Origin of the sequence: Paraburkholderia sp. JPY419, from assembly GCF_050435705.1 — a bacterium.
Taxonomy (GTDB): domain Bacteria; phylum Pseudomonadota; class Gammaproteobacteria; order Burkholderiales; family Burkholderiaceae; genus Paraburkholderia; species Paraburkholderia youngii.
Genome location: NZ_JBNDKV010000002.1, coordinates 2244533 through 2267468, shown reverse-complemented (window position 1 = coordinate 2267468; position 22936 = coordinate 2244533). Strand labels below are relative to the sequence as shown.

Below are 22936 nucleotides of genomic sequence, written 5' to 3'. Positions count from 1 at the left end.
ATGTGACTTCCGACGGCAGCTCAGGCGGCGAGCACTTCGCTGTTCGCCTTCTTCGCGGCGAGTTCGCCGAGAGCGCGCTTGTATTCGGTCGGGAACACCTTCACGAACTGACGGCGTGCCGCGTCCCAGTTTTCGAGCAGCGCCTTCGCGCGCGGGGAGCCCGTGAACTGGAAGTGACGCTCGATGAGCCCCTTGAGCAGCGCTTCGTCGGTCGTGTCGCGGTGCCATACGCCCTTGTCGACCGTGCGCTCCTGTTCGGCCTGTTGCAGCACCGGGTCGAGCGAAACCATCGACTTGTTGCATTTGCTCGCGAACGTGCCGTCCGGATCGAACACATACGCGATACCGCCCGACATGCCGGCCGCGAAGTTACGGCCCGTCTCGCCGAGCACGACCACCGTGCCGCCCGTCATGTATTCGCAGCCGTGATCGCCCGTGCCTTCGACGACCGCCGTCGCGCCCGAGTTACGCACGCAGAAACGCTCGCCCGCCACGCCGCGGAAGAAGGCTTCACCTTCGATCGCGCCGTACATCACCGTGTTACCGCAGATGATGTTCTCTTCCGACTTGCCGCGGAAATCGTTGGTCGGACGGATGATGATGCGGCCACCCGACAGGCCCTTGCCGACGTAGTCATTGCCGTCGCCGACCAGATCCAGCGTGACGCCCTTCGCGAGGAACGCGCCGAAGCTCTGACCCGCCGTACCCTTCAGCTGGATGTGGATCGCGTCGTCCGCGAGGCCTTCGTGGCCGTACTTCTTCGCGATCGTGCCCGAGAGCATCGCGCCGACCGTACGGTTGACGTTGCGAACCGGCTGGATGAACGAGACGTGCTCACCCTTCTCGATCGCGGCCTTCGCCTTCTCGATCAGCGTGTGGTCGAGTGCGCGGTCGAGGCCGTGATCCTGCACGTCGACGTGCTTGCGCGCGACTTCGGCCGGCACTTGCGGCTGATAGAACACGCGCGAGAAGTCGAGGCCCTTCGCCTTCCAGTGCTCGATGCCCTTCTTCGTGTCGAGCAGTTCCGCGCGGCCGATCAGGTCGTCGAACTTGCGGATACCGAGTTGCGCCATGATTTCGCGCGCTTCTTCCGCAACGAAGAAGAAGAAGTTCACGACGTGTTCCGGCTGGCCCTGGAACTTCGCACGCAGTACCGGATCTTGCGTCGCGACGCCGACCGGGCACGTGTTCAGGTGGCACTTGCGCATCATGATGCAGCCTTCGACGACGAGCGGCGCCGTCGCGAAGCCGAATTCGTCCGCGCCGAGCAGCGCGCCGATCACGACGTCGCGGCCCGTCTTCATCTGACCGTCGGCCTGCACGCGGATACGGCCGCGCAGCCGGTTCAGCACCAGCGTCTGCTGCGTTTCCGCGAGACCCAGTTCCCACGGCGTGCCCGCATGCTTGATCGATGACAGCGGCGACGCACCCGTCCCACCGTCATGACCGGCGATCACGACGTGATCGGCCTTCGCCTTGGCGACACCGGCGGCAACCGTACCGACGCCCGACTCCGACACGAGCTTCACCGAGATGCTCGACGACGCGTTGACGTTCTTCAGATCGTGAATCAGCTGTGCCAGGTCTTCGATCGAGTAGATGTCGTGGTGCGGCGGCGGCGAAATGAGGCCGACGCCCGGCACCGAGTAACGCAGCTTGCCGATGTAGTCCGACACCTTGTGGCCCGGCAGCTGACCGCCTTCGCCCGGCTTCGCGCCCTGCGCCATCTTGATCTGGATCTGGTCGGCCGACGCGAGATACTCCGCCGTCACGCCAAAGCGGCCCGATGCGACCTGCTTGATGCGCGAGCGCAGCGAATCGCCTTCCTTCAACGGAATGTCGACGATCACTTCGTCGCCGATCACGGACTTCATTGTGTCGCCGTTCTTGATCGGAATGCCGCGCAGTTCGTTGCGGTAACGGTTCGCGTCTTCACCGCCTTCACCAGTGTTCGACTTGCCGCCGATGCGGTTCATCGCGACGGCGAGCGTAGCGTGCGCTTCGGTGCTGATCGAGCCCATCGACATTGCGCCGGTCGCGAAACGCTTGACGATTTCCTTCGCCGGTTCGACTTCGTCGAGGGGGATTGCCTTGGTCGGATCGAACTTGAACTCGAACAGGCCGCGGAAGGTCATGTGACGCTTGGTCTGATCGTTGATCAGATGCGCGTATTCCTTGTACGTCTGGTACGAGTTGCTGCGCGCCGAGTGCTGCAGCTTGGCGATCGCATCCGGCGTCCACATGTGTTCCTCGCCGCGCACGCGGTATGCGTACTCGCCGCCCGCGTCGAGCATGTTCGCGAGAACCGGGTTGTCGCCGAAGGCTTCGCGATGCAGACGGATCGCTTCTTCCGCGACGTCGAACAGACCAATGCCGCCGACCTTCGACGACGTGCCGTGGAAGTACTTCGCCACCAGATCCGACGCAAGACCGACCGCTTCGAAAATCTGCGCGCCGGTGTACGACATATAGGTCGAAATGCCCATCTTCGACATGACCTTCTGCAGGCCCTTGCCGACCGCCTTCGTGAAGTTGTAGACCGCCTTCTCCGCCGACAGGTCGCCCTTCAGGCCGGCCGCGAGCTGGCTCAGCGTTTCCATCGCGAGGTACGGGTGCACGGCTTCCGCGCCATAGCCCGCGAGCAGCGCGAAGTGGTGCGTTTCACGCGCCGAACCGGTTTCGACGACGAGACCCGTGCTCGTGCGCAGACCTTGCTGCACGAGGTGCGTGTGGATCGCGGCGGTGGCAAGCAGTGCCGGAATCGCGACGTTGTCGCGGTCGGTCTTGCGGTCCGACACGATCAGCAAGTTGTAGCCGGACTTGACCGCATCGACTGCTTCCGCGCACAGCGATGCGAGGCGCGCTTCGATGCCTTCCTTGCCCCAGGCGACCGGATAGCAGATGTTCAGCTCGTACGAGCTGAACTTGCCGCCGGTGTACTGATCGATCGCGCGGATCTTCGCGATGTCCTTGAAGTCGAGCACCGGCTGCGACACTTCGAGACGCATCGGCGGGTTGATGTTGTTCGTGTCTAGCAGGTTCGGCTTCGGGCCGATGAACGACACGAGCGACATCACCATGTTTTCACGGATCGGGTCGATCGGCGGGTTCGTGACCTGCGCGAATAGCTGCTTGAAGTAGTGGTAGAGCGTCTTGTTCTTGTTGGACATGACCGCCAGCGGCGAGTCGTTGCCCATCGAGCCGACGGCTTCCTCACCCGCTTGCGCCATCGGCGCCATCAGGAACTTCAGGTCTTCCTGGGTGTAGCCGAACGCCTGCTGGCGATCCAGCAGCGCAGCAGCTTCGCGGCGTTCCGTGACGACGTCTTCCGCCTTCGCCTCGATCTCGTCGAGCTTGATGCGCACGGCGTCGATCCAGCTCTTGTAAGGCTTGGCGTTGGCGAGGTTGTCCTTCAGTTCCTTGTCGTCGATGATGCGGCCGTGCTCCATGTCGATCAGGAACATCTTGCCCGGCTGCAGACGCCACTTCTTGACGATCTTCGATTCGGGAATAGGCAGCGTGCCGGCTTCCGACGCCATGATGACGAGGTCGTCGTCGGTGACGATGTAGCGCGCCGGACGCAGGCCGTTACGGTCGAGCGTCGCGCCGATCTGGCGGCCGTCGGTGAACGCGATCGCGGCGGGGCCGTCCCACGGCTCCATCATCGCGGCGTGGTATTCGTAGAACGCCTTGCGGTTTTCGTCCATCAGCGTGTGCTGTTCCCAAGCTTCCGGGATCATCATCATCATCGCGTGGACGAGCGGATAGCCGGCCATCACCAGCAGTTCGAGACAGTTGTCGAACGATGCGGTGTCCGATTGGCCCGGATAGATCAGCGGCCACAGCTTCGGCAGATCGTCGCCGAGCACGTGCGAGGCGATCGCGCCGGTGCGCGCGTTCAGCCAGTTGACGTTGCCCTTCACCGTGTTGATTTCGCCGTTGTGGGCGATCATGCGGTACGGGTGTGCCAGTTCCCACGCCGGGAACGTGTTGGTCGAGAAGCGCTGGTGCACAAGGGCGAGCGCCGAAACGACACGCTCGTCCTGCAGGTCGCGGTAGTAGACGCCCACCTGACCCGCGAGCAGCAGACCCTTGTAGACGACGGTGCGCGCCGAGCACGACGGCACGAAGTATTCCTTGCCGTGCTTGAGCTTCAGCGCCTGGATGCGGTGGCTCGCGGTCTTGCGGATGATGTACAGCTTCCGCTCGAGCGCGTCGGTCACCATGATGTCCTTGCCGCGACCGATGAAGATCTGGCGGATCAGCGGCTCGCTCGCCTTCACGGTCGGCGAGATCGGCATCGCGTGGTCGACCGGCACGTCGCGCCAGCCGAGCACGACCTGACCTTCGGCCTTCACCGTGCGCTCGAGCTCCTGCTCGCAGGCGATGCGCGACGCATGCTCCTTCGGCAGGAAGATCATGCCGACGCCGTATTCGCCAGCCGGCGGCAGCGTCACGCCTTGGCGGGCCATCTCTTCGCGATAGAAGCCGTCCGGAATCTGGATGAGGATGCCCGCGCCGTCGCCCATCAGCGGATCGGCGCCGACGGCGCCCCGGTGGTCGAGGTTCTCGAGAATCTTCAAGCCCTGCTGGATGATTTCGTGACTCTTGTGGCCCTTGATATGGGCGACGAAGCCGACGCCGCAAGCGTCGTGCTCGTTTTGCGGGTCGTACAGACCTTGGGCGGCGGGAACCGGGTGAATCGGTTGCTGGTGGTCGTTCATGGGGACACCGTCTGTGAGGAGGCCGGACAGGCCGTTAAACCATTGTTTTTTTGCCGCAGTGCGCTTCGCAACCACGACGGCGCTCTTCTCGCAGCCAGACTGCGCGGGACGAAAAGCGTCGGAAATCGGAATATACGCGACGAATCAAGGAAATAGCAAATAAAACATAGTGATCAGCCCCCGATTATCAAATTGGTGCGCTGCGGCTATTTTTTATTGGTGTCACATCAATTCGACGCAAAAGAAAACGGCATACGAAATGCCGTCTTCATACAGTCCTTTGATGCAAAACGCTTTATTCGAATTTAAAGCCACTCTATCGCGGTGCTGGGTAGCGGGTGTCGCCGCGTCACTGTGTATGCGGCGTCTCGCGCACCTTGCGTGGCCGGCCACGCGGTAGCGGGGACACACGTCGGTTCGCGGCGCGCGCCGCCCATTCGCGGTAAGTGTCGCTGCCGAGTACCCAACCCTTCAACGTGGCTTGCTGGAGCTGACTCGCTTCGCGCTCGTCGAGCGGCTGCTCGCACAGTTCGCGATAAGCACGCTGTCGCTCGAACGGCGTATTGCCGAGAGACCAGTAGAGAGGGTGATCCGTGATCAGGCTGTCGAGGGTAAGGCCGATGTGATGACGATAGCTCGACCAACGATAATCCTCCGCCGCGTTGACCAGTTGCAAGCGAACCGGACACATCTCGACCACCCTGCTCGCCAGCAGGAAGTAGCGCTCGCCTTCGATCACCGTGGCCCGGTAACGGCCCTCCCACAAGGTGCCGCGACGCGCATAGCGCCGGTTGAAGTGCGCGACGTAGCGCCGCCCGACAGCCTGCATCGCCTTGGGCAGACTCGACTCCTCGGTGGGCGTGACGAGCAGTTGCACGGCGCCCGGCATCAAGGCATAAGCGTGGATGGAAAGGTGATGGTCCCGGGAAGCCGCCTTCAGACAGTCGATGAAAAGCTCGTAGTCCTGGTCGTCGACGAAGGCGGGCTGCTGATCGAGCCCGCGGAGGATGACGTGCTGCGGCTGGTCGGGGACATAAAGACGTGCAAGCCGTGCCATGCTGGAGTGTCCAATAGTCGCGTTGGTATATACCCGAAGGTCCGAAGATCCGCATGCGCGCAAGGTTCGGCGCCATGCGGCCAAGCCAGAAACCATGCGGTGCTTAGGGAGAAAACTCTAACCGCCGCGTATGGTTTGTTTCAAACGTTGTAGTCATAATGAGCGGGCCTTTTTTGGAGGAGCACATATGAAATTAAAACAGGCCGTAACGGGGATGGCAGTGCTTGCCTGCATGAGCACGGCGGCGCACGCACAATCGGCCGGCAGCTTTTACGTCACGACGGGCTGGTTCCATCTGGCGCCCCAATCGAGCAGCGACCCGCTGACCGTAACCAGCATTGGCGGTAGCCCAACCAACATCACCGAAGCCAACACCGGCGCTTCGCTGGGTTCGGCCGACACCATCGGCTTCACCGCCGGATACTTCGTCACTGACCACATCGCCACCGAATTCGTCATTGGCGTCCCGCCTACTTTCGACCTGTCAGGCACGGGCAGCCTCGCGCAGTTCGGCAAGATCGGGCAGGCCAAACAGTGGAGCCCGACTCTGCTGTTCAAGTACTACTTCAACGCGCCGACCGCTGCGTTCCGGCCGTATCTCGGTGTCGGTGTGAGCCGCATCTGGTTCACCGACGAGCACATCACCAACAGTTCATTCCAAGCCAACGTTCTGCATGGTCCGACCAGTGTCTCGACGGATAGTTCGTGGGAACCCGTGTTTAATGCGGGCTTCCATTACTCCTTCAATCAGCACTGGTTCGCCGGCGTGTCGATCTCGTACCTGCCGCTCAGCACGACCGCGAAGCTCAGTTCGGCGGCCACCACGCCGGTCGGCACGCTGACCGTGCAATCGCAGACCAAGATCAAGCTGAACCCGATCGTCACCTACGTCAACATCGGTTACCGTTTCTAACGCCTCGCGACAGCAGGTGGCTTGAATTAGGGTAGTCGAATTTTCGCGCCCTGGGGAACGCCGTCATCGAGCAGATGACGGCGTTTTTGTTTGGCGTCCCGGTCGTATCGGCATGGCAGTGTCATCCGGCATCGGCGTTTGTAAATTTGACGCGAATGCGGCGCACCTGTGTGCAATATCTGGCAACGTTACGGCCACGCGCAGCGTGTCGCGAGCCGCGCGCTGTCACGTTACGGGCGATGCGACGCTTGGCATCGAAGTTGCGTTAAATGGCGTTTCCTACGCTGCGACGTGATACTGCGTCTGCGCATAGCGTGTCCGCGCGACGATGCGCGGGGCCTTTCAACTCATCGACGGAGCGACCATGACAGCACTTCCAAATACGCGAGACGCCCTCGGCGAATCCTGGACCAGCGCGAGTCGCCGTGCGCGGCGCATCGCTCGCCATAGCCGCCATGCGGCCGAAGATATCGCGGTCGAGTTGCGCACCCTGCTGTCGGAACTCGAATCGACCTTGGCCGACGGCACGCAGGCCGACGCCGTTGCCTTGCGCGGCAGGCTGCGCAAACAGCTGGACGCCGCGCGCGAGCGACTGAACGACACGCGCGATGCAATGCGCGACCGCGCGGGCGTCGCGATCTCGGACGCCGATCACTATGTGCATGAAAATCCGTGGCAGACGATTGCGATCGTCGGCGGGCTTGCGCTGGTGGCGGGGGCGCTGTTCGCGTCGCGTTCGCGATGACGCTGGCTTGCGCGGCTTGACGGTGCTGGCAAGGAGACGCGACGGCCGCTTCGATGCGGCAAGGCCGAACGTTGCCCCCTTGCCGCGCCTCGCCGCCAACGACTAGTTATCGTCGATCACGAACAGCCGCCGATACTCCTTCAGCGCGTAGCGATCGGTCATCCCCGCGATGTAATGCGCGATCAGACGCGGCTGGCGCGTCGCATCGCTCGATTGATAGTCCGGCGGCAGTAGCCGCGGATCGTCGGTGAACGCGTCGAACAGGCCGACCACGACGCGGCGTGCCTTGTTGGCCATGCGCATCACACGATAGTGGCGGTACATGTTTCTGAACAGAAAGCATTTGAGCGCCGCGGCCTGAGCCGCGATCGCATCGCTGTGCGCGACGAGCGGGGGCGCCGCGCGCACGTCGTCTAGTGACGCCGGTGCGTAGCGCGCGAGATTGGCCCGCGTGGTCTCGATCAGATCGACGATCAGCGTATTGATCACGCGCCGCACCGTCTCGTGAATCAGCCGACGTCCTTCGATCTGCGGGTAGTCGCCGCGCGCCGCCTCACAATGCGTCTGCCAGAGCTCCACTTCGGCGAGCTGCTCGAGCGACAGCAGACCGGAGCGCAAGCCGTCGTCGACGTCGTGATTGTTGTACGCGATTTCATCGGCGACGTTGGCGATCTGCGCTTCGAGCGACGGTTGACGTCCTTCGAGAAAGCGCTCGCCCAATTCGCCGAGCCGGCGCGCGTTGTCGCGCGAGCAATGCTTGAGGATGCCCTCGCGCGTCTCAAAGCACAGGTTCAGACCGTTGAATGCTCCGTAGTGCTCTTCAAGTTCATCGACGACCGCGAGGCTCTGCAAATTGTGCTCGAAGCCGCCATGCTCGCGCATGCATTCGTTCAATGCGTCCTGGCCGGCATGACCGAACGGCGTATGGCCGAGATCGTGCGCCAGCGAAATCGCTTCGACCAGATCTTCATTGACGCGCAAATTCCGCGCAACCGAGCGCGCAATCTGCGCAACTTCGAGGCTATGGGTGAGGCGCGTGCGAAACAGGTCGCCCTCGTGATTGACGAATACCTGAGTCTTGTACTCGAGCCGCCGGAACGCGGTGGAGTGGACGATGCGGTCGCGGTCGCGCTGAAACTCGGTGCGCGCGCTCGGCGCGGTTTCCGCATAGCGGCGCCCGCGCGACTGGCTCGAATGCGCCGCGTACGGCGCGAGATGCGCTTCGAGCGCCTGCTGGGTCGGCGCGAGGACGGCGGGTGCGGCGACCGCGGCGGCGGCATCCGCGGCGATGGCCGTGGCGCCGATCGCGCCGTTCCCGGCGCCTGCGCGCGCGCTTGTCGAGTCATGCTGGATATCGTCGCTGCGCCTGTCAGTCACCGGGTTCTCCGAAACATGGGCGGCGCCTCGTGACGCGGGTGCGTGAAGCGTGGCTGCAGGGCCGTGTTGAAACTAGACGGCGGCGGCCAGCGTCGCATGCACTTCGGCGTCGGGCGCGCGGGTGATAAGTGTCTCACCGAAACGCTTCAGCAGAATGAACTTGATCGCGCCGCCTTCCGCTTTCTTGTCGATCTGCATCAGCTCGACGTAGCGATCCGTGCCGAGAGCGGGAGCACGCGTGGGCAGATGCGCGGCAAGCACCACGTCGACGAGTCGCTTGCGCGACGCTTCGTCCAGATGGCCGAGGCGCACGGACAGATCCGCCGCCATCACCATCCCGCAGCCGACCGCCTCGCCGTGCAGCCACTCGCCATAACCGAGCCCGGCTTCGATCGCGTGGCCGAACGTATGGCCGAAATTCAGGATCGCGCGCAGACCGCCTTCGCGCTCGTCCTGCGCCACCACCGACGCCTTGATCTCGCAGGAACGTTTGACCGCCTCGGTCAACGCCGCCGGTTCGCAGCGGTTCAAAGCCTCGATATTGGCCTCGATCCAGGTGAAGAAACCGGCATCGGCGATCGCGCCGGTCTTGATGACTTCGGCGATGCCCGCCGCGAGTTCGCGCTCCGGCAGCGACCGCAATACCCCGATGTCGGCGATCACCGCCTGCGGCTGGTAGAACGCGCCGATCATGTTCTTGCCGAGCGGATGATTGATGCCGGTCTTGCCGCCGACCGATGAATCCACCTGCGACAGCAACGTGGTCGGCACCTGGATGAACGGCACGCCGCGCATGTAGCAGGCGGCGGCAAACCCGGTCATGTCGCCGATCACACCGCCGCCGAGCGCGATTAGCGTGGTCTTGCGGTCCGCGCGCGAGCCGAGCAGCGCGTCGAAGATCAGGTTCAGCGTCTGCAGATTCTTGTGCGCTTCGCCATCCGGCAGAACGACCGTGGACACCTGCTTGTTCAGCGGCGCGAGCGCCGCGCGCAGCTTGTCGCCGTAAAGCGGATCGACGGTGCTGTTGGTGACGATCGTGACTGAGTTGCCGGCGATATGCGGCTTGAACAGCTCGGTCTGGCCGATCAGGTCGGCACCGATATGAATGGGGTAGGCGCGCTCGCCCAGTTCGACGTTGACGGTAATCATACGGTCCATTATGACGCAGGATGTTTGGCGACGCCGGCCATCTCGAGCTGCATCAGAACCATGTTGACGAGTCCGTTGACCGAGGGCCGGCCGGTTTCGATCACGAAGTGCGCGCATTCGCGGTACAGCGGGTCGCGCACTTCATAGAGCGCTTCGAGGCGAGCCTTGGGGTCTTCCGTTTGCAGCAGCGGACGATTCTTGTCGCGCCGCGTGCGCAGCCACAGGTCATGCGGATTGGCGCGCAGATAGATCACGAGGCCGCGGCTTTTCAGCGCTTCGCGGTTTTCCGGCCGCAGCACCGCGCCGCCGCCGGTCGCGAGCACGATATTGTCGCGCGCGGTCAGCTCCGAGATCACGCTGGCTTCGCGATCGCGAAAGCCCGCTTCGCCCTCGAGCTCGAAGATCACGGGAATGCGCGCGCCCGTGCGCGCCTCGATTTCATGGTCGGAATCGAAGAACGGGCGCTCGAGACGGCGCGCAACCGCCCGACCCACAGTGGTCTTTCCTGCCCCCATGAGCCCTACGAAAAAAACATTGGCGTGTGCGTCCCGCGCTTGCAACGGTGTCCTCTGGCTAATCCGGTGTAGTTCGTGCCGCAGCTTACTGGCAAAGCGGCTGCCTTGTCGAGCCTGCGCGCCGCCGACGGACGGCGGCGCAAGCGTGCCCTATATGCCCTAATTTTCCCGCACCACGCGCGGCGTGATGAAAACCGCCAGTTCACTGCGCGTGTCGCGATGAGTCCGATGGCGGAACAACGCGCCCAGAACCGGTATTTTGCCAAGGATGGGCACCCGCTCGACGTCGTCGCGGTCGTCAGTCTCGTAAATTCCGCCGATCGACACCGTACCACCATCCTCGACCTCGACGCGCGTTTGCACGTGCTTGGTGTTGATCGCGGGCCCGGCGTCGGTCTGCTCGCCGACGCTGTCCTTCGCGACGTCTAGATCGAGCACCACGCGGCCATCCGGCATGATCTGCGGCTCGACCTCCAGTTTGAGCGTCGCGCGGCGAAACTGCACGCCAGATACGCCCTGGCCGACCTTCGCCTGATATGGCAGCTCGGTGCCCTGCTCGACGATCGCCTTCATCCGGTCCGCCGTCACGACCCGCGGGCTCGACACGATTTTCCCATGTCCCTCTGATTCGAGCGCCGAGAGTTCGATATTGAGCAGCCGTGTAGCGTGCGCCGCGAATAGCGTGAGGCCGGCGGTCGCGGCATCGAATCCGGAAATCGGACGGGCCGACAGATCGTACACGGTGCCGTCCGTTCCTCCCGTCAGCCCCCTCGACGTACCATCCGCGCTCGTGCCGGCCAGCGACAGCCGCACCCCGAGATTGCGCGAGAAGCCTTGGTCGCCTTCGACGATCTGCGCCTCGATCAGCACCTGGCGAGTCGGCCGGTCGACGGAGGCGATCAGCGCCGCGATCTGTTCGAGCCGCCCAGCGAGATCGGTGACGAACAGCAGGTTGGTGCGCGGATCGGCGGTGACGGCGCCGCGTTTGGACAGCACGCGCTGGGTGCCGGAACCGGTCAGCAGGCGCCGCACGTCCTCGGCGTGCGCGTAGTGCAGTTCGAACGTGCGGCTCGCGAGCGGTTCGAGGTCCGCGGCGCGCGCGTGAGCTTCGAAGCGCTGACGTTCGCGCGCGGCGAGTTCGGCGGCGGGCGCGACCCAGATGACGTTGCCGTGGCGCTCCATCGCCAGATTGTTGACGTCGAGCAGCGTGTCGAACGCGGTGCGCCACGGCACCTGATCGAGCCGTATCGACACGGCGCCGCGCACTTTGTCGCTGGCGACGATGTTCAGGCCGGTGAACTCGGCGAACGCTTTCAGGACCGCGCCGAGTTGCGCATGCTGGAAGTTCAGCGAAATCGGCTTGTTGCCCGCGGGAAGACCCGAGTCGGCACCTGCCGCTGCGTCGGCGAGGCGCGGCCGCGGCGGCAGCGGAACCGGCGGGCCCTCGAGACTGGGCGTGCCGGCGCCGTCGTCGCGGGCGGTAACGGCGGGTTGTTTTGGCGACGGTGGCAGGATCTGGCCGTTGGGGTCGTCGTCCGGGGAAGCGTTGGCCGCTATCGCGGCACGCGGGGCCGGCTCGACGGTGTCCGGGTCCGAGGTCGCGCCTGGCGCAGAAACATAGCCGAACGGATTCGCCGCCTGGCCGATGCCGCCGCTCGGCAGCGGCGCTGTCTCGTGGGCGGTATTGGCCGATAAGGCTGGGTCGTCGAGCGCGGCGTAAGTCGGCAACGGCGGTAGCAGCGGTGACGTCGCTGCCTGTGCGACCCCACCGCCCAGCGTCGCAGCGACGTAGAGCCCGAAACACAGCCCGCAGACGACACGGACCTCGCGTTCGCCCCGCAACATCGCCACTCTCAATCGCTTGAGTGTGCGCATCATGACGCCTCCGTCTGCATCAGCGTCAGCGTGCGCGTCGCGCCGCCGTTCACGAGCGTAATGCCGAGCGCGTCGAGCTGCGTGACCCGCTCGACGCCCAGTTGCTGCCCGGCCGCGACAGTCGTCGTGCCGTCTGGCGTGTCGAGCAGGGCAAGCCCGCGGGTACGATCGCGCAGCAAACCGATAAGCCGCAACTCGGAAACATCGCCCGGCTCGCCGCTCGCGGAGATCTGCGGCTTCGCGAACGGATCGAAGAATACGAGACCTTCGTCGTCATCGTCGGCTGCCTCGTCGGGGTCAGCGCTTGCGCCGGCGCTCGCGGCCGGGGTCGCGGACGGCGGTCGCAGCGCGTCATACACCTGCAGCGTCGCGGCCACCGCGAGACCTTTGCCGTCCTGCTTGACGGTCACATCGACGGGAGTGATCAGCACCGGCAGTTGCGCGAGCCCGTGGAAAAACGCCATCAGGTGGACGAAGTCCGTGCGCGCGGTGAGCTGCAGCTCGCGCTTGCGCTCAACGCCCTCACCGCTCGCCGCGCCCGGTTCGACCGCGAGCAACAGGACGCCGCTCTGCGTGGCCAGCTCGGAGACGATTCGCACGTCGTCGGCGGAATTCCACGGCACGGCGCTCGACACCGTGGCCGGCATCGCCGCGGCTGCACGGCGCAACGACGGCAGCTGCGCTAGCGCGTGGCGCGCCTGCGCGAGACGCTGCGTGCCGAGCGCGAGCGCCGCGCGGCTCGCTTCCAGTCCGGCGAGATCGGCCGTGTTCCAGCCGTACGCGCCGAAGGCGAACACCAGCGCGGCGATTGCCGTCGCGACGAGCCAGCGACGGTGCGAGCTCCAAGCCTCGAGCGGCATACGCGCCCGCTTGACCCAGCGTGAAACGAACGCGGCGCCGTGCGGTGCACCGCCCGGCTCGAAAAATGTCGTGCTCATCGTGCACCTCCCTTTCGTGCGGCCCGCGACGCGTGCGTCGCTTGGAGCGGCGGTTCGCCCCAGCGCAGGCGCGCATCGAATTCCACCGGTCCGCCAATCGCCGGTTCCGTCGATGCGCCGCCCTTCCCCGTCGGACGACGTAAATCGCGCATCTCCGCGCCCTGCACGCCGTGAATCGCGCCGAGCCGCTTGAGCCACTCAGCCGACGCGATATGGCCGCTCGAAGTCGCCAGCAATTCAGTCTCGTACTCGCGCTGTCGAAACTGCCGCAACACGATGCGCTCGCCGGGCTCGAAGCTCAGCGCGTCGAGCAGATCGCGCAGATGCGCGAGCGGCCTCGCGAGACTCGCGGCGCGCCCCGCGGCTTCGCGTTGCGCCTGTTCGGCCCGCGACAACTTCGCGTGCTCCGCGAGCGGCGCGGCGAGCGGGGTCAGCGCCTGCTCGACAGCTGCGCGCCGCGCATCCAACCGCGCCGCGGCAAAGCTCTGCCAACCGGCGACGAGCAGCACGCCCGCGGCACCGACGCACGCCGCCACGGCCCAGTCGCGCATGCAGCGGCGCCGTGCGAGTCGCGCGTTGCGTTGGCGGTACGGCAGCAGATTGAAGCCGCCTAGCCACGGCACAGCGGCACGCTGGTCACACCGATCGGGATTCGCGGCCACGCCAGATGAAAACGACAGAGCGCCCCTCATTCCAGCACCCCACGCAACGCGAGCCCAAACGCGACCGCGCCAGCCGGCTCGTGCAGCAACGCGTCATCGAGCGGCCGTGCGTGGCTGCCGAGCAGCGCGCACTCGAACGGCAGCGCGGAGCAGCCGAGCACGTCGCCAATCTCGGCGAGCGAAAAACCGACGCCGTCGAGCAGATCGATTTCACCGCCGATCAGCGCGCAGTCGAACTCCGGCCCCTGCGCGAGATCGCGCAACGCGTCGGCGAGATCGGCATGCTCGGGCGCCGGATAGCGCATTTCGGCGACGTTCGCGCCATCGACGACACTCCAGCCGTACACGCCGTCCGTACCGACCCACACCGCCGGTTACGGTTCGTTTGGGTCGAGTTCGCGACTCGCCGCATGGCGCAGTGCGCGCAATGCGGCGTGCGGTTCGCCATCGATAGCGGACAGCGAAATGCCCGCGGTCGCCGCGCATTCGATCCGCGCTTCCAGATGCTGACGCGAGGTCGCGGCGATCTTCACCGAGCGCTGCGGAGACGGCGTCTCGTCGACGTACCAGTCGACCGCGAGTGCATGACGCTCGAGCCCGGCGATGCGCTCGGCTTCGCCCATCACCGCGGGCGCGAGTCCGGCGAGCGCGACGCCGCCGTCCTCGGCCTCGCAGTCGCTCTGCGCGGCGAGCCGCGCGAGCGGCACTGTCGTCGTCAGCGTGGCCGACGCAGGCACGGCCATCGCGCAGCGCAGCGCGTGCGTCGTGCATACGCGCGGCAAGCCGGCGAACGCATCGCGCAATGCCCGCGAAACGGCCTGCCGATCGACGATCTCGGCGCCCGCCATTACGCCGGCCGCGAGCGGCACCGTGCTGATATGTTCGAGATGCAGCGCACCCCGTGCGCGTTGACTCACCACCACGAGACGCACGTTTTGCGAGCCGACGTCGATGCCGGCGGCGAAACGCTGCCGGCCCTCCCTCACCGCCTGAAGCCATGAATTTCTATAAGCCATACCGTCCTCCCTCTGAACGCGAATAACGAGGGATCATTGTCGGCAGACGCGCGTCCTAACGACATTCAGCCGAATGGCTAACGCGGCTGCGAAGCCGCCCCGAGCGGCATCAAAGCGACTACAGTTGGGACTACAGCGAAGTCGTTCCCGCGCCGCCTCGCATGTGCCGATTGCACGCCATCCGTAAGCCTTCCGAAAGCAGAAAAACCCTGGCGGCTATAATCGCGGGACTGTTTTTCCGGTACTCCTATGCAAGCCACGTCTCCTACGTCTCCGCCGCCCGCGCCGAAAAAGCGCAAACGTCCGTTATGGCTGAAGCTGATCCTCGGCTTTGTCGGCTTGATCGTGGCGGGCATCGTGTGCGTAGCGCTGGTGCTCGGCTATGCGCTCGTCGTCGCGACGCCGAACCTGCCGTCACTCGATGCGCTGACCGACTATCAACCCAAGGTGCCGCTGCGAATCTATACGGCCGACCACGTGCTGATCGGCGAATTCGGCGAGGAGCGGCGCGACATCGTGCACATCCAGGACGTGCCCGACAGCCTGAAGAAAGCGATCCTCGCGATCGAGGACGCGCGCTTCTACGAACACGGCGGCGTCGACCTGACCGGCATCGCGCGAGCCGGCATCGTCGCGCTGACCAACGGCCATGCGACGCAAGGCGCGAGCACGATCACGATGCAGGTCGCGCGCAACTTCTTTCTGTCCAGCGAGAAAACCTACACGCGCAAGATCTACGAGATGCTGCTCGCGTACAAGATCGAGTCGAAGCTGAGCAAGGATCAGATTCTCGAGGTGTACATGAATCAGATCTATCTCGGTCAGCGCGCGTACGGATTCGCGAGTGCGGCGCGCGTGTACTTCGGCAAGGATCTGAAGGACCTGACGCTCGCCGAATCGGCGATGCTCGCCGGTCTGCCGAAGGCGCCGTCCGCGTATAACCCGGTCGTCAATCCGAAGCGCGCGAAGGTGCGCCAGGAATACATCCTGCAACGCATGTACGAACTGCATTACATCACCCCGGAACAGTACGACGAGGCGAGCCGCCAGCGGCTGGTCGTGAAGGGCATGGGCAAGGAGTACAGCGTGCACGCGGAATACGTCGCGGAAATGGTGCGGCAGATGATGTACGCGCAGTATCGCGAGGAAGCCTACACCCGCGGCCTGAACGTCGTGACCACGATCGACTCGGCCGATCAGGACGTCGCCTATCACGCGGTGCGCAAAGGCTTGATGGACTACGAGCGCCGTCACGGCTATCGCGGCCCGGAGGCGTTCATCGATCTGCCGGCCGACGCCGACGAGCGCGAGCAGGCCATCGACGATGCGCTGCTCGAGCATCCCGACAACGGCGAAATCATCGCCGCCGTCGTCACGGCCGCGAGCCCGAAAGAGGTGCAGGCGGCCTTCATCGACGGCAACGTCGCGACGATTCAGGGCGACGGTCTGCGCTATGCGCAGTTCGCGCTCGGCCCGCGCGCGCAGCCGAATCAGCGCATCCGGCCTGGCGCGATCGTGCGTCTCGTGAAGAATGAGGAGGGCGACTGGTCGATCACGCAATTGCCGCAGGTGGAAGGCGCGTTCATCTCGGTGGTGCCGCAGGACGGGGCGATCCGTTCGCTGGTCGGCGGCTTCGACTTCAACAAGAACAAGTTCAATCACGTGACGCAGGCGTGGCGTCAGCCGGGCTCGAGCTTCAAGCCGTTCATCTATTCGGCGTCGCTCGAAAAAGGCCTCGGGCCCGCGACGATCATCAACGACGCGCCGCTCTTTTTCAGCGCCGCCGAAACCGGCGGCCAGGCGTGGGAGCCGAAGAACTACGGCGGCGGCTTCGACGGTCCGATGACGATGCGCACCGCGCTGCAGAAGTCGAAGAATCTCGTGTCGATCCGCATCCTGAACCAGATCGGCCCGAAGTACGCGCAGCAATACATCACGCGCTTCGGCTTCGACGCGGATCGCCATCCCGCCTATCTGCCGATGGCGCTTGGCGCGGGCCTCGTGACGCCCTTGCAGATGGCGGGCGCGTTCTCGGTGTTCGCCAACGGCGGCTACCGGATCAATCCTTATCTGATCGCGGAAGTCACCGATCAGCGCGGCGGCGTCGTCGCACAAGCGCAGCCGCTCGTGGCCGGCCGAAACGCACCGTATGCAATCCAACCGCGCAACGCCTATGTGATGAACAGCCTGCTGCAAAGCGTCGCGCAGCACGGCACCGGCGCGAAGAGCAACGTGCTCAAGCGCACCGATCTCGCCGGCAAGACCGGCACGACCAACGATTCCCGCGACGCGTGGTTCGCCGGCTATCAGCACACGCTCACCGCGATCGCGTGGATCGGCTACGACAATCCGCGCAGCCTCGGCGACAAGGAAACCGGCGGCGGCCTCGCGCTGCCGGTGTGGATCGAGTACATGGGACGCGCGCTGAAGGGCGTGCCCGAGTACAAGATGGCACGCCCCGACGACGTCAGCGAAATCGGCTCGGAGCTTTATTTCGACGATTTCACCCCGGGCCACGGGTTCATCGCAACGGTCGGCGTCAGTCAGGCGACGCTCGACGCCCAGGCGAGCGCCGCGGCCGCCGCGCCGGAACAGGTCGGCGAGCAGGAGAAGCAGGACATCATGAATCTGTTCCGCGGGCACTGAGGCCGCGTCGACGTCCCGTTAGAAAAAAAACCGCCGCGTTCGTTACGCGGCGGTTTTGTTTTGAGAGCGTCTCGTGCTTCGCGCTCATTGCGCCACGCTCATTGCGCGGCGAACTGCACCGGCTCCCCAGCCTGCTCGGTCGCATACTGCGACAGCGCCGCGAAAAACTCCGCGCCGTTGCGCGTGTCGCGCCATTCGCCGTCGACGAAACGGAAGTGAAAACCACCGGCCTTCGCCGCGATCCAGATCTCGCTCATCGGCGGCTGAAGGTTGACGATGATCTTCGTGCGGTTCTCGAATTCGAGCGTCAGAACGTTGCCGCTGCGCTCGAGCTCGATGTCGGCGTCGATGTCGTCGAGCGCGCTCTCGATGGCGGCCAGTACGGCTTCCGCACGGGTCAGGTAATCACTATCGGACATGCTAAACTCCATCGATTATTCATTCAGGGACAGTCATGCGAGTCGTAACTCGGATGCGCGCGGCAGCGCCCGGCCGCGCGATTGTAGCGGTTTTAGCCATTCTCGCAGGTTGTGCGCTTACCGGCTGCGGCCAACGCGGCTCGCTCTATCTGCCAACCGTACCGCCGCTGCCTGCCCCGCCGGCTCACCGCACGCAAACACCGTCGACCGATCAGACGCAGCCGGCTACCGGCAACACGGCCGACACGGATTCGATCCCGGACACCTCGGGCACGCCGCTCACGCTCGCCCCCGAAGACCAACTCAAGACGCCGCCCGCTTCGGCGGCATCGGCTCCCGCGGTGCCGCTGCCCGCCTCTGCCGCCCCTTCCGCTCAATAAGACTTTCGCATGACTCGATCCGCATTTGACTACGTCGACGGCGTATTGCACGCCGAAGGCGTGTCCGCCGTTTCCCTCGCCGAGCAGTTCGGCACGCCGCTGTACGTCTATTCGCGCGCCGCGCTCACCGCGGCGTGGAACGCCTATGCCGGCGCCTGCGCCGGGCGTCGCGCGAGCGTGCACGTGGCCGTCAAGGCCAATAGCAATCTGGCGGTGCTGAACGTATTCGCGCGCCTCGGCGCGGGCTTCGACATCGTGTCGGGCGGCGAACTCGCGCGCGTGCTCGCGGCCGGCGGCAAGGCGGAAAACACCGTGTTTTCGGGCGTCGGCAAGCAGGCGAGCGAAATGCGCGACGCGCTCGCGGCGGGCGTCAAATGCTTCAACGTCGAATCGATTCCCGAGCTCGATCGACTCAACGCGGCGGCGGGCGAGATGGGCAAGAAGGCGCCAGTGTCGCTGCGCGTGAATCCCGACGTCGACGCGAAAACGCATCCGTACATTTCCACCGGCCTGAAGACGAACAAGTTCGGCGTCGCGTTCGAGGATGCACGTGCCACTTATCAGGCGGCCGCGGCGATGGCGAATCTCGAGGTGGTCGGCATCGACTGCCATATCGGCTCGCAAATCACCGAAGTCGCGCCTTACCTCGACGCAATCGACAAGGTGCTGGAACTGGTCGAACAGATCGAGCTGGACGGCGTGACGATTCGCCATATCGACGTCGGCGGCGGCCTCGGCATCACATACGACGACGAAACGCCGCCGGAAATCGGCGAGTTCGTGCGCACGGTGCTCGATCGCATCGAAGCGCGCGGCCACGGTCACCGCGAAGTCTATTTCGAACCTGGCCGCTCGCTGGTCGGCAACGCGGGTGTGCTGCTCACGCGTCTCGAGTATCTGAAGCCGGGCGAGGACAAGAACTTCGCGATCGTCGACGCGGCGATGACCGATCTAGCACGCCCCGCGATGTACGACGCGTATCATGCAATCGAGCCGGTCGTGAAGCGCGACGTCCCTGCGCACGTCTATGACGTGGTCGGCCCGGTCTGCGAAAGCGGCGACTGGCTCGGCCGCGAACGGCTGCTCGCGGTCGAGCCCGGCGATCTGCTCGCGATCCGTTCGGCCGGCGCGTATGGCTTCGTGATGAGCTCAAACTACAACACCCGTGCGCGCGCCGCCGAAGTGATGGTGGATGGTACACAAGCGCACGTAGTTCGCGCGCGCGAAGAGGTCAGCCAGCTGTTTGCGGGCGAAACGATCCTGCCGGCGTAAACGTCGGGGCTGGCTGCAGAGCCAACGGTAAATGAAGCGCAGCAAACGAAAATGGCGATGCCCGCTCGGCATCGCCATTTTCTTTGCAGCAGCGTGCGTGACGCGAAAGGTTCGCGCAATCACCGTCGGCGCGTTGTCATCCTTCGCTCACGTATCCACACCACCAGCCGCCACCCCAGCAGCGCGATCATCACCGCGCCGTAAATCTTCGGCAGCAGCAGATCGTGCTTGCCCGCCTTCATCCACCAGAAATGCAGGATCGCGAGCGCGCCGATCACGTAGATCGCACGATGCAGCGTCTGCCAGCGACGTCCGAGCTTGCGCACCATCGCGCGCGGCGACGTGACCGCAAGCGCGATCAGCAGCACGAAGGCGGCGAAGCCCACCGTGATGAAGGGCCGCTTGCCGATGTCCTTCAGTATCTCCGCCACATCGAACCACTTGTCGAACCACAGGTAGGTGGTGAAATGCAGCGTCGCATAGAAGAACGTATAGAGTCCGAGCATCCGACGGAAACGCATGAGCGCGGCGACGCCGGTCAGACGGCGCAGCGGCGTCACCGCTAGCGTGATGCACAGGAACACGAGCGTCCACAGGCCCGTCGAGCGGGTGATGAATTCGATCGGATTCGAACCGAGCCGGTCGGTCAGGCCAAACAGCACGAGGCGTGCGAGCGGATAGAGCGCCGCGACGAAGACCGCGACTTTCGCCGGGACGACCCAGCGCGCGCTGCCCGCGGCCCGCGGCTTGGCCGCCGACATCGGCGCCGTGCGCCGTGTCGCAGGCTCGCTGCGGGTGACAGTTTGCGTGTCGGTTGCCATCGCGCTCGCCTTAAAAGTTCTTCTTCAGGTCCATGCCTTGATAGAGCGATGCGACCTGATTGCCGTAACCGTTGAACATCAGTGTCTTGCGCTTCGGCGTAAAAAAGCCGTCTTCGCCGATACGCCGTTCCGTAGCCTGGCTCCAGCGCGGATGATCGACATTCGGATTCACATTCGAATAAAACCCATATTCGTTCGATGCGTACGTGTTCCAGCTGGTAGGCGGCTGCTTCTCGACGAAACGGATTTTCACGAGCGACTTCGCGCTCTTGAAGCCGTACTTCCACGGCACCACCACGCGCACCGGCGCGCCGTTCTGATTCGGCAGCACCTGGCCGTAGAGGCCCATCGTCAGCAGCGTCAGTGGATGCATCGCTTCGTCCATCCGCAGGCCTTCCGAGTACGGCCACTCGAGTATGGGCTGCGACAGCCCGGCGGCATCTGCGACGGATCGGCGAGCGTGATGAATTGCACGTACTTCGCATTGCCGGTCGGCTCGACGCGTTTAATTAACTCAGAAAGCGAGACGCCGATCCACGGCACCACGATCGACCAGCCTTCGACGCAGCGATGCCGATACACACGTTCCTCCAGCGGCGCGAGCTTCAGCAGGTCGTCGATGTCGTAGACCTTCGGATTCTTGATTTCACCCTCCACGCTCACCTTCCACGGATGCGGCCGCAACGTGCCCGCGTGCTGCGAGGGGTCGGATTTGTCGGTGCCGAACTCGTAGAAATTGTTGTAGGTGGTGATGTCCTTGTACGGCGTGATCTTGTCGAGCGCGACGAACCTGGTGTTGGTTTTCGCCGCGAGCTTCTGCGCCTTCGGATCGGGTGACGAGTATGTCGCGAGCGCCTCGCCGCTCACGCCGACCAAGCTGCCGAGCGCCATTGCGCCCGCTGCCTGCAGGATGCGTCGGCGGTTCTCGAACACGTGCCGCGGCGCGATTTCGCTGCGCGCGATGTCATCGCCGGCCAGTTGAATTCTGTCGCTTCGCTTGATCCACATCGTGCTGCTCCTTGCCGGCCCGCCGCGTCATGCGCGTTGCGGTGCCATATTGATGATCGCCCGTTTGGGGGCGCCTGTCATCCACGGGTACCTGCTCAGGTGCTTGATTAGCAAACACCGGGGCGCGACGAATATTCCGTCCACCATGAAAAAACCGCCGGTGCAAAAGCACGCGGCGGTTCTTAGTCGGCTCAGCGCGGCGGATCTTACAGCTTGCCGTAGCTATGCAAGCCCGACAGAAACATGTTCACGCCAAGGAACGCGAAGCTCGTGACCAGCAGGCCCGTGAGCGCCCACCATGCGGCGATAGCGCCGCGCAGGCCCTTCATCAGACGCATGTGCAGCCAGGCCGCGTAGTTCAGCCAGACGATCAGCGCCCACGTCTCCTTCGGGTCCCAGCTCCAGTAGCCGCCCCACGCTTCGGCGGCACCACAGCGCGCCGAGAATCGTCGCGATCGTGAAGAACGCGAAGCCGACCGCGATCGACTTGTACATCACGTCGTCGAGCACGTCGAGCGCCGGCAGACGATCCGCAAGGACGCCGCGTTCCTTCGCCAGATATGCGACGCCGACCATCGCCGACAGCGCGAAGCTGCCATAGCCGATAAAGTTCGCCGGCACGTGAATCTTCATCCACCAGCTTTGCAGCGCCGGCACGAGCGGCTGGATCTGCTGCGCATCGCGCGAGACCGAGTACCACATCAGGAAGCCGACGGCCGCGCTGATCACCAGCAGCACAAACGCGCCGAGCGCGCGCGTGTTGTAGTGCTGCTCGTAGTACAGATAGAAAAGCGCGGTGATCAGGCTGAACAGCACGAAAACTTCATACAGATTCGAAATCGGAATATGGCCTACGTCCGAGCCGATCAGGTACGACTCGTACCAGCGCACCATCATGCCGACGAAGCCCATCAGCACCGCCACCCACGTCATCTTCGAGCCGATCGCGGCGCCAGTCGGCGAGCGCGACAGCAAGGCGATCCAGTAGAACACGGTCGCGAAGACGAACAGCGCACTCATCCACAGGATCGCGGACTGGCTGGACAGGAAATACTTGAGGAAGAACGCGTTGTCGGCGCGGCTCAGATCGCCTTGGTAGATCTGGATCGCAAGCAGCGAAAGAGCGGCGATTCCCACCATCAGCGGACGCACCGGCTTCCAGCGCCAGCCGAGCACCACGAAAACCGGCACCGAGCACACCAGCACCAGTTTGTCGTAGTAGTTCATGAACGGGTAGTAGCGCGACAGCGCAAAGCCGGCGCCCCCGACCAGCGCCAGCGCGAACAGCCAGTCAAAGATGCCCAGGCGTTTCAGGAACGGCCGTTCGTCGAATTGCTGGAGTTCGGGCGTGCTGCTCGCAAACGCCTTGTCGGCGCGTGAAGCAGAAGAAGAGGAAGAGGAAACCTGAGTCAAGTCCAT

15 protein-coding genes and 3 pseudogenes are annotated in these 22936 nt (G+C 64.4%); 5 read left to right on the top strand and 13 right to left on the bottom strand.

Features of this window, described 5'->3' with window-relative positions; genetic code table 11:
• Positions 1-20 precede the first annotated feature (20 nt).
• Positions 21-4724: a glutamate synthase-related protein gene (locus QFZ91_RS16485; protein WP_429567821.1), complete on the bottom strand. Its 4704-nt coding sequence runs from the start codon at positions 4722-4724 to the stop codon at positions 21-23.
• Between the two features lie 349 nt (positions 4725-5073).
• Complete coding sequence (locus tag QFZ91_RS16480) at positions 5074-5781, bottom strand: transposase (protein WP_013090727.1); 708 nt, start codon at positions 5779-5781, stop codon at positions 5074-5076.
• A 187-nt stretch (positions 5782-5968) separates the two neighbouring features.
• Between QFZ91_RS16480 and QFZ91_RS16475 the strand changes: the two genes are divergently transcribed.
• Both QFZ91_RS16475 and QFZ91_RS16470 read left to right on the top strand, forming a co-directional pair.
• A complete protein-coding gene (locus QFZ91_RS16475) occupies positions 5969-6694 on the top strand; it encodes an OmpW/AlkL family protein (RefSeq protein WP_176381108.1) in 726 nt (241 codons plus the stop codon).
• 364 nt (positions 6695-7058) lie between these two features.
• Positions 7059-7439: a DUF883 family protein gene (locus QFZ91_RS16470; protein ID WP_013090729.1), complete on the top strand. Its 381-nt coding sequence runs from the start codon at positions 7059-7061 to the stop codon at positions 7437-7439.
• 102 nt (positions 7440-7541) lie between these two features.
• Here QFZ91_RS16470 and QFZ91_RS16465 read toward each other — a convergent pair whose 3' ends face one another.
• The 7 genes and pseudogenes from QFZ91_RS16465 to pilM all read right to left on the bottom strand — a co-directional run bounded on the left by QFZ91_RS16465 (position 7542) and on the right by pilM (position 14971).
• A complete protein-coding gene (locus QFZ91_RS16465) occupies positions 7542-8729 on the bottom strand; it encodes a deoxyguanosinetriphosphate triphosphohydrolase (protein ID WP_429568656.1) in 1188 nt (395 codons plus the stop codon).
• A 159-nt stretch (positions 8730-8888) separates the two neighbouring features.
• Complete coding sequence (gene aroB, locus QFZ91_RS16460) at positions 8889-9974, bottom strand: 3-dehydroquinate synthase (protein ID WP_176110116.1); 1086 nt, start codon at positions 9972-9974, stop codon at positions 8889-8891.
• Positions 9974-10525 (bottom strand): shikimate kinase, encoded by a 552-nt coding sequence (locus QFZ91_RS16455; protein ID WP_026228368.1) that lies wholly within the window; start codon positions 10523-10525, stop codon positions 9974-9976. The genes aroB and QFZ91_RS16455 overlap by 1 nt, the downstream gene beginning before the upstream one ends.
• Positions 10526-10639: 114 nt before the next feature.
• Positions 10640-12358: a type IV pilus secretin PilQ gene (locus QFZ91_RS16450; protein ID WP_429567820.1), complete on the bottom strand. Its 1719-nt coding sequence runs from the start codon at positions 12356-12358 to the stop codon at positions 10640-10642.
• Positions 12355-13293 (bottom strand): hypothetical protein, encoded by a 939-nt coding sequence (locus QFZ91_RS16445; RefSeq protein WP_429567819.1) that lies wholly within the window; start codon positions 13291-13293, stop codon positions 12355-12357. Before QFZ91_RS16445 ends, QFZ91_RS16450 begins: the two co-directional genes overlap by 4 nt.
• Entirely contained in the window at positions 13290-13985 is a 696-nt protein-coding gene (locus QFZ91_RS16440) for a fimbrial assembly protein (RefSeq protein ID WP_429567818.1), read from the bottom strand. The genes QFZ91_RS16445 and QFZ91_RS16440 overlap by 4 nt, the downstream gene beginning before the upstream one ends.
• Positions 13982-14971 (bottom strand): annotated as a pseudogene (pilM, locus tag QFZ91_RS16435) (pilus assembly protein PilM). The gene QFZ91_RS16440 and the pseudogene pilM overlap by 4 nt, the downstream one beginning before the upstream one ends.
• 249 nt (positions 14972-15220) lie before the next feature.
• Here pilM and QFZ91_RS16430 point away from each other — a divergent pair.
• A complete protein-coding gene (locus tag QFZ91_RS16430; protein ID WP_429567817.1) occupies positions 15221-17617 on the top strand; it encodes a penicillin-binding protein 1A in 2397 nt (798 codons plus the stop codon).
• Between the two features lie 98 nt (positions 17618-17715).
• On the opposite strand, the gene cyaY is transcribed toward QFZ91_RS16430, so the two are convergent.
• The gene (gene cyaY / locus QFZ91_RS16425) at positions 17716-18036 is read right to left on the bottom strand and encodes an iron donor protein CyaY (RefSeq protein WP_429567816.1); all 321 of its coding nucleotides are present in this window, start codon (positions 18034-18036) and stop codon (positions 17716-17718) included.
• Positions 18037-18071: 35 nt separating this feature from the next.
• Between cyaY and lptM the strand changes: the two genes are divergently transcribed.
• Positions 18072-18416, top strand: coding sequence for an LPS translocon maturation chaperone LptM (gene lptM / locus QFZ91_RS16420; protein WP_429567815.1), 345 nt, complete (start codon positions 18072-18074; stop codon positions 18414-18416).
• Positions 18417-18425: 9 nt separating this feature from the next.
• Positions 18426-19688: a diaminopimelate decarboxylase gene (gene lysA / locus QFZ91_RS16415; RefSeq protein WP_429567814.1), complete on the top strand. Its 1263-nt coding sequence runs from the start codon at positions 18426-18428 to the stop codon at positions 19686-19688.
• A 119-nt stretch (positions 19689-19807) separates the two neighbouring features.
• On the opposite strand, the gene msrQ is transcribed toward lysA, so the two are convergent.
• The 3 genes and pseudogenes from msrQ to ccsB form a co-directional block, all read right to left on the bottom strand.
• On the bottom strand, positions 19808-20509 hold the full coding sequence (gene msrQ, locus QFZ91_RS16410) for a protein-methionine-sulfoxide reductase heme-binding subunit MsrQ (protein ID WP_429567813.1): 702 nt from the start codon (positions 20507-20509) through the stop codon (positions 19808-19810).
• 10 nt (positions 20510-20519) lie between these two features.
• Positions 20520-21517, bottom strand: a pseudogene (gene msrP, locus QFZ91_RS16405) (protein-methionine-sulfoxide reductase catalytic subunit MsrP).
• A 206-nt stretch (positions 21518-21723) separates the two neighbouring features.
• Positions 21724-22936: pseudogene (gene ccsB / locus QFZ91_RS16400) on the bottom strand (c-type cytochrome biogenesis protein CcsB).

Coding starts and splice junctions, on each gene's coding strand:
- QFZ91_RS16430 (WP_429567817.1), top strand. CDS start 15,221: ATGCAAGCCACGTCTCCTACGTCTCCGCCGCCCGCGCCGAAAAAGCGC.
- QFZ91_RS16445 (WP_429567819.1), bottom strand. CDS start 13,293: ATGAGCACGACATTTTTCGAGCCGGGCGGTGCACCGCACGGCGCCGCG.
- QFZ91_RS16475 (WP_176381108.1), top strand. CDS start 5,969: ATGAAATTAAAACAGGCCGTAACGGGGATGGCAGTGCTTGCCTGCATG.
- msrQ (WP_429567813.1), bottom strand. CDS start 20,509: ATGGCAACCGACACGCAAACTGTCACCCGCAGCGAGCCTGCGACACGG.
- lptM (WP_429567815.1), top strand. CDS start 18,072: ATGCGAGTCGTAACTCGGATGCGCGCGGCAGCGCCCGGCCGCGCGATT.
- QFZ91_RS16480 (WP_013090727.1), bottom strand. CDS start 5,781: ATGGCACGGCTTGCACGTCTTTATGTCCCCGACCAGCCGCAGCACGTC.
- lysA (WP_429567814.1), top strand. CDS start 18,426: ATGACTCGATCCGCATTTGACTACGTCGACGGCGTATTGCACGCCGAA.
- aroB (WP_176110116.1), bottom strand. CDS start 9,974: ATGGACCGTATGATTACCGTCAACGTCGAACTGGGCGAGCGCGCCTAC.
- QFZ91_RS16485 (WP_429567821.1), bottom strand. CDS start 4,724: ATGAACGACCACCAGCAACCGATTCACCCGGTTCCCGCCGCCCAAGGT.
- QFZ91_RS16450 (WP_429567820.1), bottom strand. CDS start 12,358: ATGATGCGCACACTCAAGCGATTGAGAGTGGCGATGTTGCGGGGCGAA.
- cyaY (WP_429567816.1), bottom strand. CDS start 18,036: ATGTCCGATAGTGATTACCTGACCCGTGCGGAAGCCGTACTGGCCGCC.
- QFZ91_RS16440 (WP_429567818.1), bottom strand. CDS start 13,985: ATGAGGGGCGCTCTGTCGTTTTCATCTGGCGTGGCCGCGAATCCCGAT.
- QFZ91_RS16470 (WP_013090729.1), top strand. CDS start 7,059: ATGACAGCACTTCCAAATACGCGAGACGCCCTCGGCGAATCCTGGACC.